Annotated in this window: 16 protein-coding genes; 9 read left to right on the plus strand and 7 right to left on the minus strand. The window is 62.3% G+C overall.

Annotated features, from left to right (window positions below; translation table 11 throughout):
- Together MRBLMU1_RS09670 and MRBLMU1_RS09675 are read left to right on the plus strand one after the other, a co-directional pair.
- Positions 1 to 87 (plus strand): integrase core domain-containing protein (locus tag MRBLMU1_RS09670; RefSeq protein ID WP_161051113.1); only part of this gene is annotated, 87 nt, incomplete at its 5' end.
- Between the two features lie 117 nt (positions 88 to 204).
- Entirely contained in the window at positions 205 to 1,113 is a 909-nt protein-coding gene (locus MRBLMU1_RS09675; RefSeq protein WP_363500169.1) for a hypothetical protein, read from the plus strand.
- Positions 1,114 to 1,227: 114 nt separating this feature from the next.
- Here MRBLMU1_RS09675 and MRBLMU1_RS09680 read toward each other — a convergent pair whose 3' ends face one another.
- A complete protein-coding gene (locus tag MRBLMU1_RS09680; protein WP_363500172.1) occupies positions 1,228 to 1,752 on the minus strand; it encodes a MarR family winged helix-turn-helix transcriptional regulator in 525 nt (174 codons plus the stop codon).
- Positions 1,753 to 1,883: 131 nt separating this feature from the next.
- Between MRBLMU1_RS09680 and MRBLMU1_RS09685 the strand changes: the two genes are divergently transcribed.
- Genes MRBLMU1_RS09685 through MRBLMU1_RS09695 form a run of 3 tightly spaced genes read left to right on the plus strand, consistent with a single transcriptional unit; the run spans position 1,884 to position 5,099 of the window.
- The gene (locus MRBLMU1_RS09685) at positions 1,884 to 2,936 is read left to right on the plus strand and encodes an aromatic ring-hydroxylating dioxygenase subunit alpha (RefSeq protein WP_363500175.1); all 1,053 of its coding nucleotides are present in this window, start codon (positions 1,884 to 1,886) and stop codon (positions 2,934 to 2,936) included.
- Positions 2,933 to 3,895, plus strand: a complete 963-nt coding sequence (locus MRBLMU1_RS09690; RefSeq protein WP_363500178.1) for a PDR/VanB family oxidoreductase — start codon at positions 2,933 to 2,935, stop codon at positions 3,893 to 3,895. Before MRBLMU1_RS09685 ends, MRBLMU1_RS09690 begins: the two co-directional genes overlap by 4 nt.
- A gap of 19 nt (positions 3,896 to 3,914) precedes the next feature.
- Complete coding sequence (locus MRBLMU1_RS09695) at positions 3,915 to 5,099, plus strand: ABC transporter substrate-binding protein (protein WP_363500181.1); 1,185 nt, start codon at positions 3,915 to 3,917, stop codon at positions 5,097 to 5,099.
- Between the two features lie 18 nt (positions 5,100 to 5,117).
- Here MRBLMU1_RS09695 and MRBLMU1_RS09700 read toward each other — a convergent pair whose 3' ends face one another.
- Complete coding sequence (locus MRBLMU1_RS09700; protein ID WP_363500184.1) at positions 5,118 to 6,242, minus strand: MurR/RpiR family transcriptional regulator; 1,125 nt, start codon at positions 6,240 to 6,242, stop codon at positions 5,118 to 5,120.
- On the opposite strand from MRBLMU1_RS09700, the gene MRBLMU1_RS09705 reads away from it, so the two are divergent.
- Both MRBLMU1_RS09705 and MRBLMU1_RS09710 read left to right on the plus strand, forming a co-directional pair.
- Entirely contained in the window at positions 6,242 to 7,507 is a 1,266-nt protein-coding gene (locus tag MRBLMU1_RS09705; protein WP_363500187.1) for a C4-dicarboxylate transporter DctA, read from the plus strand. The genes MRBLMU1_RS09700 and MRBLMU1_RS09705 overlap by 1 nt on opposite strands.
- Entirely contained in the window at positions 7,504 to 8,526 is a 1,023-nt protein-coding gene (locus MRBLMU1_RS09710) for a porin (protein WP_363500190.1), read from the plus strand. The genes MRBLMU1_RS09705 and MRBLMU1_RS09710 overlap by 4 nt, the downstream gene beginning before the upstream one ends.
- 18 nt (positions 8,527 to 8,544) lie before the next feature.
- On the opposite strand, the gene pcaD is transcribed toward MRBLMU1_RS09710, so the two are convergent.
- From pcaD to pcaH, 4 genes are read right to left on the minus strand one after another with little or no spacing between them, the layout of a single operon-like run.
- Positions 8,545 to 9,819 carry a 3-oxoadipate enol-lactonase gene (gene pcaD / locus MRBLMU1_RS09715; RefSeq protein WP_363500193.1) on the minus strand — a complete coding sequence of 425 codons (1,275 nt, stop codon included), beginning with the start codon at positions 9,817 to 9,819 and terminating at the stop codon, positions 8,545 to 8,547.
- 7 nt (positions 9,820 to 9,826) lie between these two features.
- Positions 9,827 to 11,206 carry a lyase family protein gene (locus MRBLMU1_RS09720; protein ID WP_363500196.1) on the minus strand — a complete coding sequence of 460 codons (1,380 nt, stop codon included), beginning with the start codon at positions 11,204 to 11,206 and terminating at the stop codon, positions 9,827 to 9,829.
- A gap of 18 nt (positions 11,207 to 11,224) precedes the next feature.
- Entirely contained in the window at positions 11,225 to 11,746 is a 522-nt protein-coding gene (locus MRBLMU1_RS09725) for a protocatechuate 3,4-dioxygenase (RefSeq protein WP_363500199.1), read from the minus strand.
- A gap of 11 nt (positions 11,747 to 11,757) precedes the next feature.
- Positions 11,758 to 12,450 (minus strand): protocatechuate 3,4-dioxygenase subunit beta, encoded by a 693-nt coding sequence (pcaH, locus tag MRBLMU1_RS09730; protein WP_363500202.1) that lies wholly within the window; start codon positions 12,448 to 12,450, stop codon positions 11,758 to 11,760.
- A 147-nt stretch (positions 12,451 to 12,597) separates the two neighbouring features.
- On the opposite strand from pcaH, the gene MRBLMU1_RS09735 reads away from it, so the two are divergent.
- Positions 12,598 to 13,371 carry an IclR family transcriptional regulator domain-containing protein gene (locus MRBLMU1_RS09735; protein WP_363500205.1) on the plus strand — a complete coding sequence of 258 codons (774 nt, stop codon included), beginning with the start codon at positions 12,598 to 12,600 and terminating at the stop codon, positions 13,369 to 13,371.
- Here the strand turns inward: MRBLMU1_RS09735 and MRBLMU1_RS09740 are convergent.
- Complete coding sequence (locus tag MRBLMU1_RS09740; protein WP_363500208.1) at positions 13,368 to 14,261, minus strand: helix-turn-helix domain-containing protein; 894 nt, start codon at positions 14,259 to 14,261, stop codon at positions 13,368 to 13,370. The genes MRBLMU1_RS09735 and MRBLMU1_RS09740 overlap by 4 nt on opposite strands.
- 133 nt (positions 14,262 to 14,394) lie before the next feature.
- Here MRBLMU1_RS09740 and MRBLMU1_RS09745 point away from each other — a divergent pair, with 133 nt between their 5' ends.
- Positions 14,395 to 15,564, plus strand: a complete 1,170-nt coding sequence (locus MRBLMU1_RS09745) for a 4-hydroxybenzoate 3-monooxygenase (RefSeq protein ID WP_363500211.1) — start codon at positions 14,395 to 14,397, stop codon at positions 15,562 to 15,564.
- The last annotated feature ends 149 nt before the right edge of the window (positions 15,565 to 15,713 follow it).

Below are 15,713 nucleotides of genomic sequence, written 5' to 3' on the forward strand. Positions count from 1 at the left end.
CGCTGGTTATGGACATACAATCACGACCGGCCACACATGGCACTCGGCGGCATTACGCCGATTCAGAAATTGGCCCTCGCCGCATAGCCTCTACTTCTGGTGCGCATCATTAATGGGGGGATTACCGGCGGGCTTATCGGTTTATGAAGCAACTTTGCTACGCCAAAATTGGTACTTTAAGTAATCGCTTAGGGAAATATGCCTGTGTTCGATCTCCGTCTTAATATTTCGCCTTCGTTCCATCGAAACTGTTCAATTCGGATTAAAGGAGAAATCACGGGTACGGCGACGTATGAAGCCGATCCAGCAGGCTTGCTTCCTAGCGTTGCACTTACTTTGCCGGTTGCGCGCGAGCCGATGGCTGCGCTTCGTACTAGTTGTGAACGAATGTTGGCGGCATGGGATGCGAGATGGAGTCAATTTGGTTTAGACGGAATCAGCATTGATGGTATGTTCGACTCCTCGGACTCGAAGCTACAGGAATTTTGCCTATGGAGTCCCCGCCCGGAGACTATCCCTCATATGATGCTAGCTGCTGCCTTCGATTGCTTTCCCTTCGAACATTGCATCGGAAAGGCGGGTGATCAACTCGAAATCCTGAGGAGTTACTTTGACCTGCAGCCGCCGGCCATCGTTATTGGTCATGGGCCAATGCGCCTTCGGCTTGCACCTTGGGTTCATTTTAAAGATGCAAGCGAGATCGAACATCAGGTGACGACGCTTCCTGACGACGGACAGCTTCTTGTTGATGCTTCAGGTGTGGAGCGCTTCGGTGGGGCGTTGGCCCGTATTCTTCCTGTTGAAGACCTGATGAAACGAACTGGAGTGGTAAGCTGGAAAGTTCATGTTGGCCATTTCGATGAGCTCATCCAAGCTGGTGTTGAGCCATCATTAATTGAACTCGTCCATCCTGTCCCACTTTCGCAGAAAGGAGAGCCAATCGTACTCGGCTCAATTTTAAGTTCGTCTTCGGACTTGATCCCAATCGCCAAGGCAGGCAATAAAATTGAATTAGTCCGTGCTTTCAGAAGAGAATATCCTCTGACAATTGAGCAAGCGTTGAAGGCGGCCAGAGAGCTGATGGAAATTGTCGCGCAGGCTCCTGCGCTTTGAGTTGCAGCTCGTGGCGTAACACACTGCAAAATGCTTCGTTGTAACTAATTCGCGGCGTCCGCAATGGGGCGGAAGCGGTCTCCCACTGTTCTATCATTCGCGCATGGTCATCGACTAGCGGGCGTCGCGCGCAGACGCCGCCATGGCGGCCGATGCCGATCCACTGGCGGGCGGCGTGGTCAACGGAGCCCGGCTTTGCTCATTGTTCTCCTGTACCAGCTTGGTCAACAACTCCATGAACTTGAGCTGCTCCTCGCTGGTCAGCGGCGCCAGAAGGCGCCGGCGCAGTCGTTGGGCGCCGGGGATCATATCGTCCAGCAACTGCTGGCCGGCGCGGGTGATGGTCAGCGCGCGCTGGCGGCGGTTGGTCGGAATGACCTTGCGCTCCAGCAGACCTTTTTCCTCCAGCCGCGCGCACACGGTCGCGCCGGTGGAGGTGTCGATGCCGCTGCTGGACGATAGCGAGACCTGGTCGATGCCCGGATTGCCGGCCAGGTTGCGCAGCATCGCGTACTGCACCGGCGTCAATTCTCCGCCCATCTCGTCGTAAAAAATCGAGACCGAGATCTGCTGCGCGCGGCGCAGCAAGTGCCCCGGATGCTCATATAAATTGGTTAGCGTGCTTTCGGTTTCTGGCATGGCGTATTCTCTGCTTGTGCGGCGCAATATGAAAAGAGTTGGGCCTGGGTGTTTACTTCCGCGTTTTCCGGTCTATACTTTACGATATTCAGTGCACTGAATGTTAAGCTGAAAACCAATAAGGAGACAAGATGTATCCAAAAAACACCTGGTATGTGGCTTGCACGCCCGACGAGATCGACGTCAAACCGCTGGGCCGCCAGATCTGCGGCGAGAAAATCGTTTTTTACCGTGGCGCCGAGGGCAAAGTGGCGGCGGTCGAGGATTTCTGTCCGCATCGCGGCGCGCCGCTGTCGCTGGGCTTCGTGCGCGAGGGGCAGCTGGTCTGCGGCTACCACGGCCTGGAGATGGGCTGCGACGGTAAGGTCATCAGCATGCCCGGCCAGCGCGTGCGGGGCTTCCCCTGCATCCGCAGCTATCCGGTCGAGGAGCGCTATGGCTTCATCTGGGTCTGGACCGGCGACAAGGAACTGGCCGATCCGGCCCTGATCCACCATCTGGAATGGGCGGACAATCCGGAATGGGCTTACGGCGGCGGCCTGTATCACATCCAATGCGAATACCGCCTGATGATCGACAACCTGATGGACCTGACGCACGAGACCTATGTCCACGCGTCGAGCATCGGCCAGAAGGAGATCGACGAAGCGCCGGTCAACACTCGCGTCGAGGGCGAGGAAGTCGTCACCAGCCGATATATGGAAAACATCATGGCGCCGCCGTTCTGGCGCGCGGCCTTGCGCGGCAACGGCCTGGCCGATGATGTGCCGGTGGACCGCTGGCAGATCTGCCGCTTCACGCCACCGAGCCATGTGATGATCGAGGTGGGTGTCGCGCACGCGGGCAAGGGCGGCTACGACGCCGATCCGAAGTTCAAGGCATCGAGCATCGTGGTCGACTTCATCACGCCGGAGACGGAGACCTCGCATTGGTACTTCTGGGGCATGGCACGTAACTTCAGGCCCGAGGACAAGGAATTGACGGCGACCATACGCGAGGGGCAGGGCAAGATCTTCGCCGAAGACCAGCAGATGCTGGAGCTGCAGCAGCAGAACATCCTGCGCCATCCCGACCGCAAGCTGCTGATGCTGAATATCGACGCCGGTGGTTTGCAGTCGCGTCGTCTGCTGGACCAGTGGATGGAGAAGGAGAACACGCCACGTAAGCCGGAGCAGGCGGCATGAGCGCCGACCTGCTGAACGTTCGGGTCGAGCGCCGTACCAGCGAAGCGGAGGATATCTGCAGCTATGAGCTGGTCAGCGTCGATGGTTCGCCGCTGCCGGCCTTCAGCGCCGGCTCGCATATCGACGTGCATGTGGGACCGGGTCTGGTACGCCAATACTCGCTGTGCAATCCTCCACACGAAACCCACCGCTACCTGATCGGCGTGTTGCGCGATCCAGCGTCGCGTGGCGGCTCGCAGGGCATGCATGAGAAGATCCATGCCGGAGCGGAGCTGACCATCAGCGCGCCGAAAAATCACTTCCCGCTGGTGGACGCCAAACGCAGCCTGCTGCTGGCCGGCGGCATCGGCGTGACGCCGGTGCTGGCGATGGCGGAAGCGCTGTCCGCGCAGGGCGCGATGTTCGAGATGCATTACTGCGCGCGCTCGCCCGAGCGCACCGCCTTCTGCGAGCGCATCGCGGCTTCGCCGTTCGCCGCTCAGGTGCACTTTCACTACGATAGCGGCGCGCCCGAGCAAAAGCTAGACCTCGCGGCGCTGCTGGCGGGTCTGGACCGTGGAACGCACATCTATTTTTGCGGCCCCGGGGGCTTTATCGATCACGTCAAGGCGACGGCCGCCGCGCAGAACTGGCCGGAGGCGCAGCTGCACCTGGAGTACTTCGGCGCGGTCGCCGTCGATACCGGCGGCGACAAGGCCTTCGAAGTCAAGCTGGCATCCACCGGCGCGAGTTACACTGTTCCCGCCGGAGTCACCGTGATGCAGGTGCTGCGCGACGCCGGCGTGTTTGTGGCGGCTTCCTGCGAGCAGGGCGTGTGCGGCACCTGCCTGACACGGGTTCTCGAAGGCGTGCCGGATCACCGCGATTTGTATTTGACCGAAGAAGAACAAGCTGCCAACGACCAGTTCACCCCTTGCTGTTCCCGTTCCAAAAGCCCGACCCTAGTGCTCGACCTATAAAAAACAAGAAGGAGACACCATGTCAGAGAATATCAATACGCATCGCCGTCACATCCTGCTGGGCGCGGCCGCCTTGTCCGCCGGCGTGCTGCCGGCCGTCGCCGCAGCCGCCGAGCCGTTGAAGGTGGGCCTGATCGTGCCGATGTCCGGACCGTTCGCTTCCACCGGCCGCCAGATCGAGGCCGCCGTCAAGCTGTTCATGCAGCAGAACGGCGCCACCGTTGCCGGGCGCCAGATCGAAATCATCCTCAAGGACGACGGTGGGGTGGCGCCGGACGTCACCAAACGGCTGGCGCAGGAGCTGGTCTCGCGCGACAAGGTGCAGGTGTTGGCCGGCTTCGGCCTGACGCCGCTGGCCTTCGCCGCCGCGCCGGTGGCCACGCAGGCCAAGGTGCCGATGATCGTGATGGCCGCCGCGACGTCGGTGATTCCGCAACGTTCGCCGTACATCGTGCGCACCGGCTTCACGCTGGCGCAGGTGACCGCGCCAATGGCTCAGTGGGCTGCCAAGAACAAGATGAAGACCGTGGTGACCCTGGTGAGCGACTACGGTCCCGGGCTGGACGCCGAGAAGGTGTTCATCAAGGACTTCAACGAAGGGGGCGGCAAAGTGGTCGAGAGCCTGCGCGCGCCGTTGCGCAATCCCGACTACGCGCCGTTCCTGGCGAAGGTAAAGGACTTGAAACCGGACGCGCTGTTCGTGTTCGTGCCGTCGGGCGAGGGCGCTGCGGTGCTCAAGCAGTTCACCGAGCGCGGTCTGGCCGGCGCCGGCATTCGCTTGATTTGCACCGGCGATGTGTTGGACGACGATCTGATGGCGAGCATCGGCCCGGCCGCCGCAGGTGTCGTCAGCAGCCATCACTATTCGGCCGCGCACCCGTCGGCGGAGAACAAAGCGTATGTCGAGGCGTTCGGCAAGGCGAACAAGGGGATGCGGCCCAACTTCCATTCGGTGGGCGCGTACGACGGCATGCATCTGCTCTACGCGGCGCTCAAGAAGACCGCCGGCGACAGCAACGGTGACAAGCTGCTGGCGGCGATGAAAGGCATGGAGTGGACCAGCGTGCGCGGTCCGGTCAGCATCGATGCCGGCACCCGCGATATCGTGCAAACGGTTTATATCCGCAAGGCCGAGGCCACCGGCGGCTCCTTCTTCAACGTGGAGTTCGACAAGATCGACAAGGTGCGCGATCCGGGCGTGTGATGTTTGATCCGGCCGCGCTCACAGCTCATTGAGCTGTGCGTGCAGCTCCTCGATCTTGACCAGTCGCTGGCGGCCGGCTTGGCCGGTCTTGTCGATCAATTGCGACGCCAGCACGTGGCACAGCGCCATCACCGCGGCATGATTGTCCAGCGGGGTGGCGCTGACCGTATCGCACTTCAATACCCATGTGGCGCCAAGGTCGCTGTGATTCGATGAATCGGTGATCAGCACCGTCTTCACGCCTGCCCGGCTCACGGCGGCGATCAGAGCGCCCAGTCCCGGCGTGCGCCGGCGCACGCCGAACACGATAAAAATATCGTTCGGCTGCAATCCCACGAGATACTCCGCCATCGTTTCCCCAGATACCGGAAGTAGATACACGTTGCTGCGAAACTGGATGAACTGCCAGCGCAGGTACGCGGCAAAAAAATAGTTGTTTCGTTGGCCGAACACGCGAACCTGCCGCGCCTTGGCGATTGCGGTGCCGACTTCGCCCACCTGCGCCGCCGACATGCCGGCGAAAGTGCGCTGGATGTTTTGGACGCTGGCCGACACATGGCGGTCGAACGGACCCGCATCCTTCCCTCCCTCGTCCGATTCGCGGCGATCCATCAGATACAGCGGCGAACCCCAGTCCTTTCCTTCGCGCGCCAGGCGGCGCATCTGGTCGTAATTCTCGTAGCCCAGCCGATGGACCAGCCGCGTCATCGTCGCGTTGGATACCCCCGCCATGCGCGTCACCTCCGAAGCCGAATAGCTGGCCAGCTGGCCGGGCGACTCCAGTATCACATTGGCCAGGCGTTTTTCGGCCTGCGGCAACTGGTCCAGATGCTGCTTGATGGTGGTCGAGAGGCTGTCTATGAAAGGAGTTTTTTTTGTCATTGATCGCATTCCAGGGATAAGCGCGTAAGGATCGCGCCCCGCAGCGCCAATATACACCGCCCCGGCGTTTGCGGTTGTCGGCGGAATGCGACTACGCCGCGCGTATTTCGATGCAAAGCGACAGGAAAATGTTGACGCTGGATGAAAAACAATTTTCAATGAATTGGAGGGTGAAAAAAAATTATCAGAGCTGGTCAGGGCTTGGGAAAAGAAACCAAAGGTATTTTTGTGCGTGTTGAATAAATAGGGAGGGATCAGCAATGCGGTTTTTCAAATCACTGTTTGGCCAGATCATCGTCGCAATGTGCGCGGGCATATTGCTGGCGGTGTTCTACCCGGATATCGGCCGGAGTCTCAAGCCGCTGGGCGATGGATTTATCAAGTTGATCAAGATGATCGTGCCGATGATCGTGTTTTGCGTGGTGGTGCAGGGCATTCATGGTGCCGGCGAATTGCGCAAGGTTGGACGGGTGGGCCTGAAGGCCCTGATTTACTTCGAAGTGGTGACGACGATCGCCCTGTTGCTGGGTATCGTGCTGGCTTACGTCTTCCACCCGGGAGCGGGCATGAACATCGACGCCGCCACGCTCGACGCCAGCTCGCTGACCAGCTATGTCGATAACGCCGAGGGCGTGCGCAAGGCCGGCCTGGCGGAATTCATGCTCAAGCTGATCCCGACCACCGTCGTCAGCGCCTTCACTTCCGGCGACGTGCTGCAGGTGTTGCTGTTCTCCGTGATATTCGGCTGCGCCCTGTCGATGATCGGCGAGAAGGCGCAGCCCGTGGCCACCTTGATCGACGGCCTGGCCACCGCGTTCTTCAAGTGCATGTCCTTCATCATCAAGCTGGCGCCGGTCGGCGTGTTCGGCGCGATCGCCTTCACGGTCGGCAAATACGGCATCGGTTCGCTCAAGCAGTTGGCCATGCTGGTGCTGTTGTTCTATGGCGCGGTGATCGTGTTCGTGTTCGTGATCCTCGGCGCCATCCTGCGGGCGGCGGGTTTCAACATCTTCAAGTTGATCGGCTACCTGCGCGAAGAACTGCTGATCGTGCTGGGCACAGCGTCCTCGGACAGCGTGCTGCCGCAGGTGATGCGCAAATTGAAGTTCATGGGCATCAAGGATTCCACGGTGGGATTGGTCATCCCCACCGGCTATTCCTTCAATCTGGATGCGTTCTCGATCTACCTGACGCTGGCCGCCGTGTTCATCGCGCAGGCTACCAACACCCCGCTGGCGATGGGCGATCTGCTGTCCATCCTGGCGATCGCACTGATCACTTCCAAGGGCGCGCATGGCGTGCCCGGTTCGGCCATCGTGATCCTGGCAGCGACGTTGACGGCGATTCCCGCGATTCCGGTGGTCGGGCTGGTGCTGGTGCTGTCGGTCGATTGGTTCATCGGCATCGCGCGCGCGGCCGGCAATTTGATCGGCAATTGCGTGGCCACGGTGGTGGTGGCGGTATGGGAGAAGGATATCGATCGCGAGCGGGCCCACTCGGTTTTAAATGGAAAGGAAACAGCATGAAGAAATCGTTTTTTGCGCTGGCGTTGCTGACGGTGGGCGGCGCGGTGCAGGCTCAGTCCGGAGTTACAGTTTATGGCAACATCGATCTGGGCGTATCGAAGAAGACCGGCGGCGCGTTGACCGAGGGGCGGCGAGATAACAACCGGCTTGGTTTCAAGGGCGTCGAGGATCTGGGCAGCGGCTTGAAGGCCTTGTTCCAGCTGGAGATACGCTACGACCCGGATATCGGCACTGTCGAAGGTGTATCGCGTCCGCTGTTCCAGGGGCAGAGCCGCGTCGGCCTCCAGGGCGATTTCGGTACGGTGCGGATCGGGCGTGGCTTGAGCGCCTATCAGGATTCGAACGTGGCGTTCGAGCCGTTTCGCGGCACGCCCAGCACTGCCGGCTTTGAGACCGACTTGATGGTGGCTGGCTACAACAGCCAGCCGCTCGATCCGGCCGGGTCGTCGGCGAATCGTTTTTCCAATGCGGTGTTTTATAACTCGCCGGTGCTGGCGGGGTTGCAGCTCAATGTCACCGTCGCCAGCAAGGAGGCGCTCGGCAATCCTGTGCTGATCGGGCGCGGGACGGCGGCTGCTCCGCAGTATCCGGCCAATGCGCGCTTGACCAGCAACCCGTACTCCGCGACGTTGGTGTACAAGGCTGGGATGTTCGGGGCGATGCTGGCGTCGGAACGGAATGCCGCTGAAACCCGTTTGTGGTCGGTGGCCGCTTCGGTTCAGCCAAGTCGGGATTTGAAATTGATGGCTTCTTATCAGAGCCAGGATCAGGATCACACGGTGGCCGTGAATTCGGTGACCAAGGCCTGGGTGGTGGGGGCGAATCTGGATATCGGACCTGGGACGCTGTTGGCTGGTTATGGCCGCAAGTCGCCCGACGGTGTCGTGCCAACCAAGCAAATCGGGGTGGGGTACGAATACAATTTATCGACGCGCACGTTCCTGTATGCGGATGCGTCGCAGCGAAAGGCCGCGACGTCGGTTAATTTTTACGGGGTGGGGATACACCATAGGTTTTAAGGCGCCGCCCCGTCTGGTCTAGAGCTCCGCGATGAACGCGCGGACTGTCTGGCTGAATGCTGCCGGTTGCTCGATGTAGCTCAGGTGGGAAGCCTCGCGCAGTATCTCCAGCTTTGCGTTGGGGATGCCGTCCGCCAGCGTTTGCGACATCTCGATCGGCGTTCCCTGATCCAGTTCGCCCGCGATCACCAGGGCTGGAGCCTGGATCGCCGCCAGACGCGCGGTCGTGTCGACCGTGCCGACGGCGTTGCAGCAACCGGTGTAGCCGACAGTGTCGGTCGAGACCACGCGGCGGCGGAAACGGGCCACCGTCGCCGCATGGTCGGTGCGGAAGCCATCATGGAAGTAGCGTCCCATGACGGCATCGGCGATCGCCTCGATGCCGCTCTCGTTCACCGTGGCGATGCGCTGCTTCCAGGCGTCGCGCGCGGCTTGGGGATAGCCGGATGTGGTATTGGCCAGCACCAGCGCGCGCACCAGCGCGGGATGGCGCAGCGCCAACTCCTGGCCGACCATGCCGCCCATCGACAAACCCACCCACACAACCGGTCCGGTGTCGAGCTCGCGCAGCAGCGCGGCCGCGTCGTCGGCCAGATCGGCCATCGTGTACGCCCCCGCCGGCGACTCCGAGCTGCCGTGTCCACGGTGATCATAGGCGATGACGCGGCTATCCTCGGCTAGCTGATTGGCCAATCCATCCCACATCGTCAGGTCGCAGCCGATGGCGTGGCTCAGCACCACGGTGTGGCGCGGTGCCTTGCCGTTGCGCGGATCGCGCACCGTGTAGTGCAGCGATGGGCGGGTTTTGTCACGGCTGTCGGTGCGGCCCTCGCGGCCGATGCCGGGGTGACTGGCGTTGGTGGGCGCGGCAGGTTCCAGCTCGTAGCCGATCTGCGGACCGACTTCGCGCAGGATCGCCAGCGCGTGTGTGAAAGCGGTGTTCGCCGCCGGAACACCGGCGTAGATGGCCGATTGAATCAGCACTTCCTTCAACTCGTCCGGCGTAAGGCGGTTGGCTTCGTCGCCCAGCAGCGCGGCGCGCACGTGCAGGTCGAATTCCTCCCAGCGGCCCAGGGCAATGGTGATGGAGAGGACGATGGCGCGGCGGGTTTTCTGTTCGAGGCCCGGACGTCCCCAGATCTCGTTCCAGGCGAAACGCGTGATCAGGTTCTGGAAATCGGCGTTGAAGTTGTTGGCGTTGCCGAGGGACCGGTCCACCCACGCGTCGCCCAGGATGGCGCGGCGGTTGTTGAGGCCACGTTCGAAGTCGTGGTCGATGGGATCGTAGCTCATGGTGTCTTCACTTTTGGTTGAGCGAGGCGATATCGGCTCGCAGGCTTTGCAGCTGTCGGTGTGCAAGCCGCTGTGCGGGCGCGGTGGCGGCGACCGGATCGAACAGCGTGCGCAGATGGGCCGTGTCTATGTTGGCGCGCAGCTTGTCGTCCTGTTTTACCGCTTCCTCCAGTACGTCGGCGAGGTGGCGCTGGCTGGAAAGCGCCTCGCCGGTCATTTTTTCCAGCAGCGTGTGGGCCGCCTGTTTGCCGATCGTGGCCGCCAGATAGGCAGATGCCGCCTCGGCGAACACCAGTCCTTGCAGCGCGTCGATATTGCGCAGCATGCGCGCGCTGTCGATTTGCAGGCCGGCGAAGGCGTCGTTCAGTGCTTGCAGCGCGCCGTGGGCGCTCAGGAACAGGTTGGGCCACTCGGCGAGTTCGGCCTGCCAGTTCCCCAGGCCTCGTTCGTGCTGTTGGCCCATGCTGGCCAGTAGCGCGGCCGCGTGCTGCGGCGTGCGCGTGGCGGCGGCCAGCGCGATCATCGCCGATACCGGATTGCGCTTGTGCGGCATGGCCGACGATCCGCCGCGTCCATTGCCGGATGGTTCTGCAAGTTCGGCGATCTCGCCTTGCGCCATCAGGCTTACGTCCGTGGCCAGTTTACCCAGACTGCCTGACAACACCGCCACCTCCAGGCCCAGACGCACCCACTCGTCGCGTTGCGTGTGCCAGGCGGCGTCGGCCACCTTGAGTTTCAACGCGGCGGCGACACGGCCGGCGACCGCCGGACCTTGTTCGCCCATCACCGCCAGGGTGCCGACGGCGCCGCCCAATTGCAGCTGCAGCGCGCGCGACGCGCTTTCGCGCAGGCGCAGGCGGGCACGCACGAGAGGAGCCAGCCAACCGGTCAGCTTGAAGCCGAAGCTGGTGACCTGCGCCGGTTGCATCAGCGTGCGCGCCAGCACCGGCGTCGCCAGGTGGCGCTCCGCCAGTTCCAGCAGATGTCCGGTCAGGTCGTGCAGGCCGTCGTCCAGCAGTTGCAGCGCGTCGCGCGTGGCCAGCACCATGGCGGTGTCGATGACGTCCTGGCTGGTGCTGCCCCAGTGGACCTTGCCGGCTGCCTCCGTGTCGTACAGCGCGACGGTCTTGGTCAGTTCCTTGACAAGCGGGATGGCCAGGCTGCCGGCGCGGCGGCCGGCGCTGATGATGGCGGGGATGTCGTAGAGCCGCGCATTGCAAACGCCGGCGATGGCGCGCGCCGCCGAAGGCTCCATCATGCCTTCGTCGGCCTGCGCCTGCGCCAGCGCTTCCTCGAAGCGGAACATGGCCTGCACGATGGCCGCGTCGTCAAACACGGCGATCATGTCGGTGGTGGTCAGGAAGCTGTCGAAAATCGATACACTCACTGCTGCTCCAGTTCTGGTTCAAACATAGTCGAAGAAGGCGGTTTCCTGCGCGCCCTGCATGTGGATGTTCCAGCGGTACTGTCCATCGCCGGCTTTAACCGCGAGCAGGGTGGGGCGGCGTGCCGCCGGAATTTGCTCAAGTATCGCCGATTCCGCCAGTCCGGCGTCGTCTTCCAGGAAAACGGCGGTGAACTGGTGCTTGACCAGGCCGCGCGCGAACACCGTGATGTAGGCCAGCGGCTGGCCCGGCGCCTGAGGGATGGCAGACAAGCGCAAGGTGAACTCTCCCTGGTCCCCGCTCGGCACGCGGCGGAAGCCGGCCACCGGCTGCGACGCTTCCGCGTCGGCGGCGGCTGGCTGCCAGGCCTCGATCTGGGCGTCGTTGATCGCCCCGCCGTCGCCGTCGTAGATAATGCCGCTGATGGTGACGGTGTCGACCGGCTTGGCGGCGTCGCTAAGGTCCACCGCCCATTGCCACGCCTCGTGCGAGAACGGGCCGATGGTCTGTGAGGTGGTGATTGGTTTTGCTGGATTGGTCATGTCGGTTCCCCTCAGATGCCGGTTGGCGTGGCGTCGCGGCCGCGCAGCACGATGTCGAATTCATAGCCCAGCATCTGGTCGCTGACGGTGTGCTCAAGGCTGAAGCGGGAGATCAGCCGCTGGCGCGCGGCCAGGTCCGGAATGCTTTGGAAGATCGGGTCGTACTCGAACAGCGGATCGCTGGGGAAGTACATCTGCGTGACCAGCCGCTGCGCATACACATTCCCGAACAGCGAGAAGTGGATGTGCGCCGGACGCCAGGCCTTGTCGTGGTTCCCCCATGGGTACGGGCCGGGTTTGATGGTGACGAAGCGGTAGCGGCCATCGTCGTCGGTCATCATCTTGCCCCAGCCGTTGAAGTTGGGGTCGAGCGGCGCGTTGTGCTGGTCGCGCTTGTGGCGATAGCGGCCCGCCGCATTGCACTGCCAGACTTCCAGCAGCGAGTTGCGTACCGGCTTGCCGTCTTCATCGAGCACGCGGCCGGTGACGACGATTTTCTCGCCCAGCGGTTCCGCTTCGCCGTGCGCGGTCAGGTCCATATCGTTCGGCAGCAGGATGCGCGGCGACGGCGCGATATTCTGCGTCACCGGGACGGGCGCGACGATGCGCAGCGCCGGCTGCACCGGGCCGCGTTTGACGGTGGATTTATATTCTGGATAAATCAGCTCCGGATAGACGCCGGGCGCGATCGCATCGAATTTCATTGCTGGTCTCCTGATGTTGGTGCCGTGGTTTGTTCTGTCGATGATGGTACGAAAGCGCGCATGCCGTCACAAGCCACTACTGGCGTGTTATATTCGCTATACGCACAATTTGTGCGCATATCGCCCAAATTCGCATTTTTTCTAGTCATGAGCACCGAAAACGACGTTCCAGCCAAGCGCGACATGATCGCCGGCCTCGAAAAAGGCTTGCAGGTGATCGAGGCCTTCGATCAGGAACGCGGCCGCCTGAGCATCGCCGAGGTGGCCGAGCGCACCGGCCTGACACGGGCGGCGGCGCGCCGCTACCTGATCACGCTCACGCATCTTGGCTATATGCGGCACGAGAACAAGCTGTTCTCGCTGACGCCGATGGTGCTGCGGCTCGGCCAGTCCTATCTGCACTCGGCGCGCCTTCCGCGTCTGGCGCAGCCGCTGTTGTACCGGCTCGCCTATTCGGTGGGGGAGGCGGCATCGGCCGGCGTGCTCGATCACGATCAATTGGTGTGCGTGGCGGCGGTCAGCGCCGGCCAGCTGGTTTCCGCCACCCTGCAACCAGGGACGCGGGTGCCCGCGTGGTGCACCGCGAACGGCCGCATGCTGTTGGCCAGCCTGCCGCAAGACCAGCTGGACGCATTTCTGGCCCGCGTGCGGCCGGAGCAGATCACGGAGCATACGATCGTCAGCAAGGAGCGCCTGGCGCTGGAGATCGCGCGCGCCCGCGCGCAGGGCTACGCGCTGGTGGACCAGGAGCTGGAGCTGGGACTGCGCACGATGGCGGTCCCGCTGAAGAATTTTCGCGGCGACGTGGTGGCGGCCATGAACATCAGCGTCCACGCGGCGCGCATGCCGCTCGACCAGATGGTGGAGCGCTGCCTGCCGGCGCTGATCAAGATGCAGGTGGAGCTGAACGCCTTGCTTTAGTCGTTTTTGCGGAATTCCTTGGGCGTCAGGCCCATGCGCTTCTTGAACAGGCGGCTGAAATAGGCCGGGTCCTGGAAGCCCAGTTCATAGGCGATGCTGGCGATGCTGGCGGGGACGTAGGTCAGCTTGCGGCACGCCTCCAGCATCAGCCGGTCCTGGGTGATGTCGAATGCTGATTTGCCGGACAGCTTGAGGCACAGGCGGTTGAGGCGCACCGGCGACGCCTTGAGCACGTCGGCATACTGGCCGACTTGCCACTGCTCCTTGAAGTGACGCTCCACCTCCGCCCTGAAGCGGCTGAACAATTCGAAGTCTCCCCGGCCCGACTGGTCGGCGAAACGGTGGTCCGCCTGCACCCGCACCAGCAGCAGCAGGACGGCGCGCGCCAGCCACTCCAGCATCAGCGTGTGGCCGTATTGCGGCCAGGCCGCTTCGGCCAGCAACTGCTGCAGCAGCGCCTCCAGACGCGCGCGCGCCTCCGGCAGGCCCGCCAGATCGATGGCCAGCGGCTCGACGAACAACGTCGAATACAAATCGCCCTGGGTGTCGGCCGCCGAGAAAATCACATTCTGGTCCACCGTCAGCACATAGCCCTGCGCCTCCGGCGAAAAATCGAAGCCATGCACCACCGAGGGATGGATGGTCAGCACCGCCGGACCGCGCCGCTCCCACAGCGCGTCGTTGACGCTGGCGCGCACTTCGCCGCCGAATAAAAAAAGTACCTGAAACATCCCCGGATGGGTGTGGTTGTCGATATGCCAGTCGTACATGCGGCTGCGCGTTTCGATCAGCTCTATGTGAACGAATTCGGCGTCTTCCGTGCGGGTTTGCTCGCCGTAGAGGGCAAACTTGGGGATCTCGGCGACTGTTTTTTTTGCTGGGGAGGGCATGGTATGGAATCCGGTGTTTGTCGAAATAGTACAAGTTTTATGCCGTTTCATCCATTTTTTTTAGGGCGCGGCGGCGCTACGATGGCGTCATAGATGCATCCATACCGCATTCATAACCACATCGGAGACAACCATGCGTACCCAAGTAGCCATCATCGGCGCCGGCCCGGCCGGCCTGCTGTTATCCCATTTGCTGCACCTCGACGGCATCGAGTCGATCGTCGTCGAAACCCGCTCGCGCGCAGAGATCGAGGCCACCATCCGTGCCGGCGTGCTGGAACAGGGCACGATGGATATCCTGAACGAGTCCGGCGTCGGTGAACGCATGCGCGGGCAGGGTGCGCTGCATCACGGCTTCGAGCTGGCTTTCGGCGGCAAGCGCCATCGCATCGACCTGACGGGATTGACCGGCAAGGCCATCACCGTCTATCCGCAGCATGAGGTGATCAAGGATCTGGTGGCGGCGCGCCTGGCCGCCGATGGCCAGATCCTGTTCGAGGTGAGCGAGGTGGCGCTGCACGGCGTCGACACGCTAAAGCCTTCGGCCACCTTTGTGCACGGCGGCGAGGCGCGCTCCATCGAAGCCGACTTCGTGATCGGCTGCGATGGCTATCATGGCGTCAGCCGTCCCGCGATGCCGGCGCCGGAGCAGCGCAAGAACTTCCAGCGCATTTATCCCTTCGGCTGGTTCGGCATCCTGGTCGAGTCGGCGCCGTCGTCCGAGGAATTGATCTACGCGCAGCATGATCGTGGCTTCGCGCTGGTGAGCACGCGCTCGCCGACCGTGCAGCGGCTGTACTTCCAGTGCGATCCGTCCGATCACGTCGACAACTGGTCGGACGATCAGATCTGGGCGGAGCTGCATGCGCGGCTGGAAAACCACGACGGCTGGAAGCTCAACGAGGGCAAGATCTTCCAGAAAAATATCATCGGCATGCGCAGCTTCGTGTCGACGCCGATGCAATCGGGCCGGTTGTTCCTGGCCGGCGACTCGGCACACATCGTGCCGCCGACCGGCGCCAAAGGCATGAACCTGGCCGTTTCGGACGTCAAGCTGCTGGCGCGCGGCCTGGAGCAGTTCTACAAGAAGGGTAGCGAGGAGCGGCTTGCAAGCTACACCGACGATGCGCTCAAGCGCATTTGGCGCGCCGAGTATTTTTCGTGGACGATGACGCGGCTGCTGCACACCTTCGCCGAGGCGACGCCGTTCGAGCGCGAGATGCAGCGCGCGGAGCTGGAGAATATCGTCACCTCGCGCGCGATGGCGACGGCGCTGGCGGAGAATTATGTCGGAGCGTTTTAAAACCCCACTGGCGGCAGGGTAGGAATACGAGAGGGACAGCGTAGGACTGGGATGACAAAGTGCTATGTTCCTAGCCTACATTAGGCTCCTACGCGCTCCTATGAGCTAGCGCACATAGCGGGGATATAGTGTATCCATCAGGTCGGCAA

This window comes from Burkholderia sp. LMU1-1-1.1 (genome assembly GCF_040675865.1).
Taxonomy (GTDB): Bacteria; Pseudomonadota; Gammaproteobacteria; order Burkholderiales; family Burkholderiaceae_D; genus Rugamonas.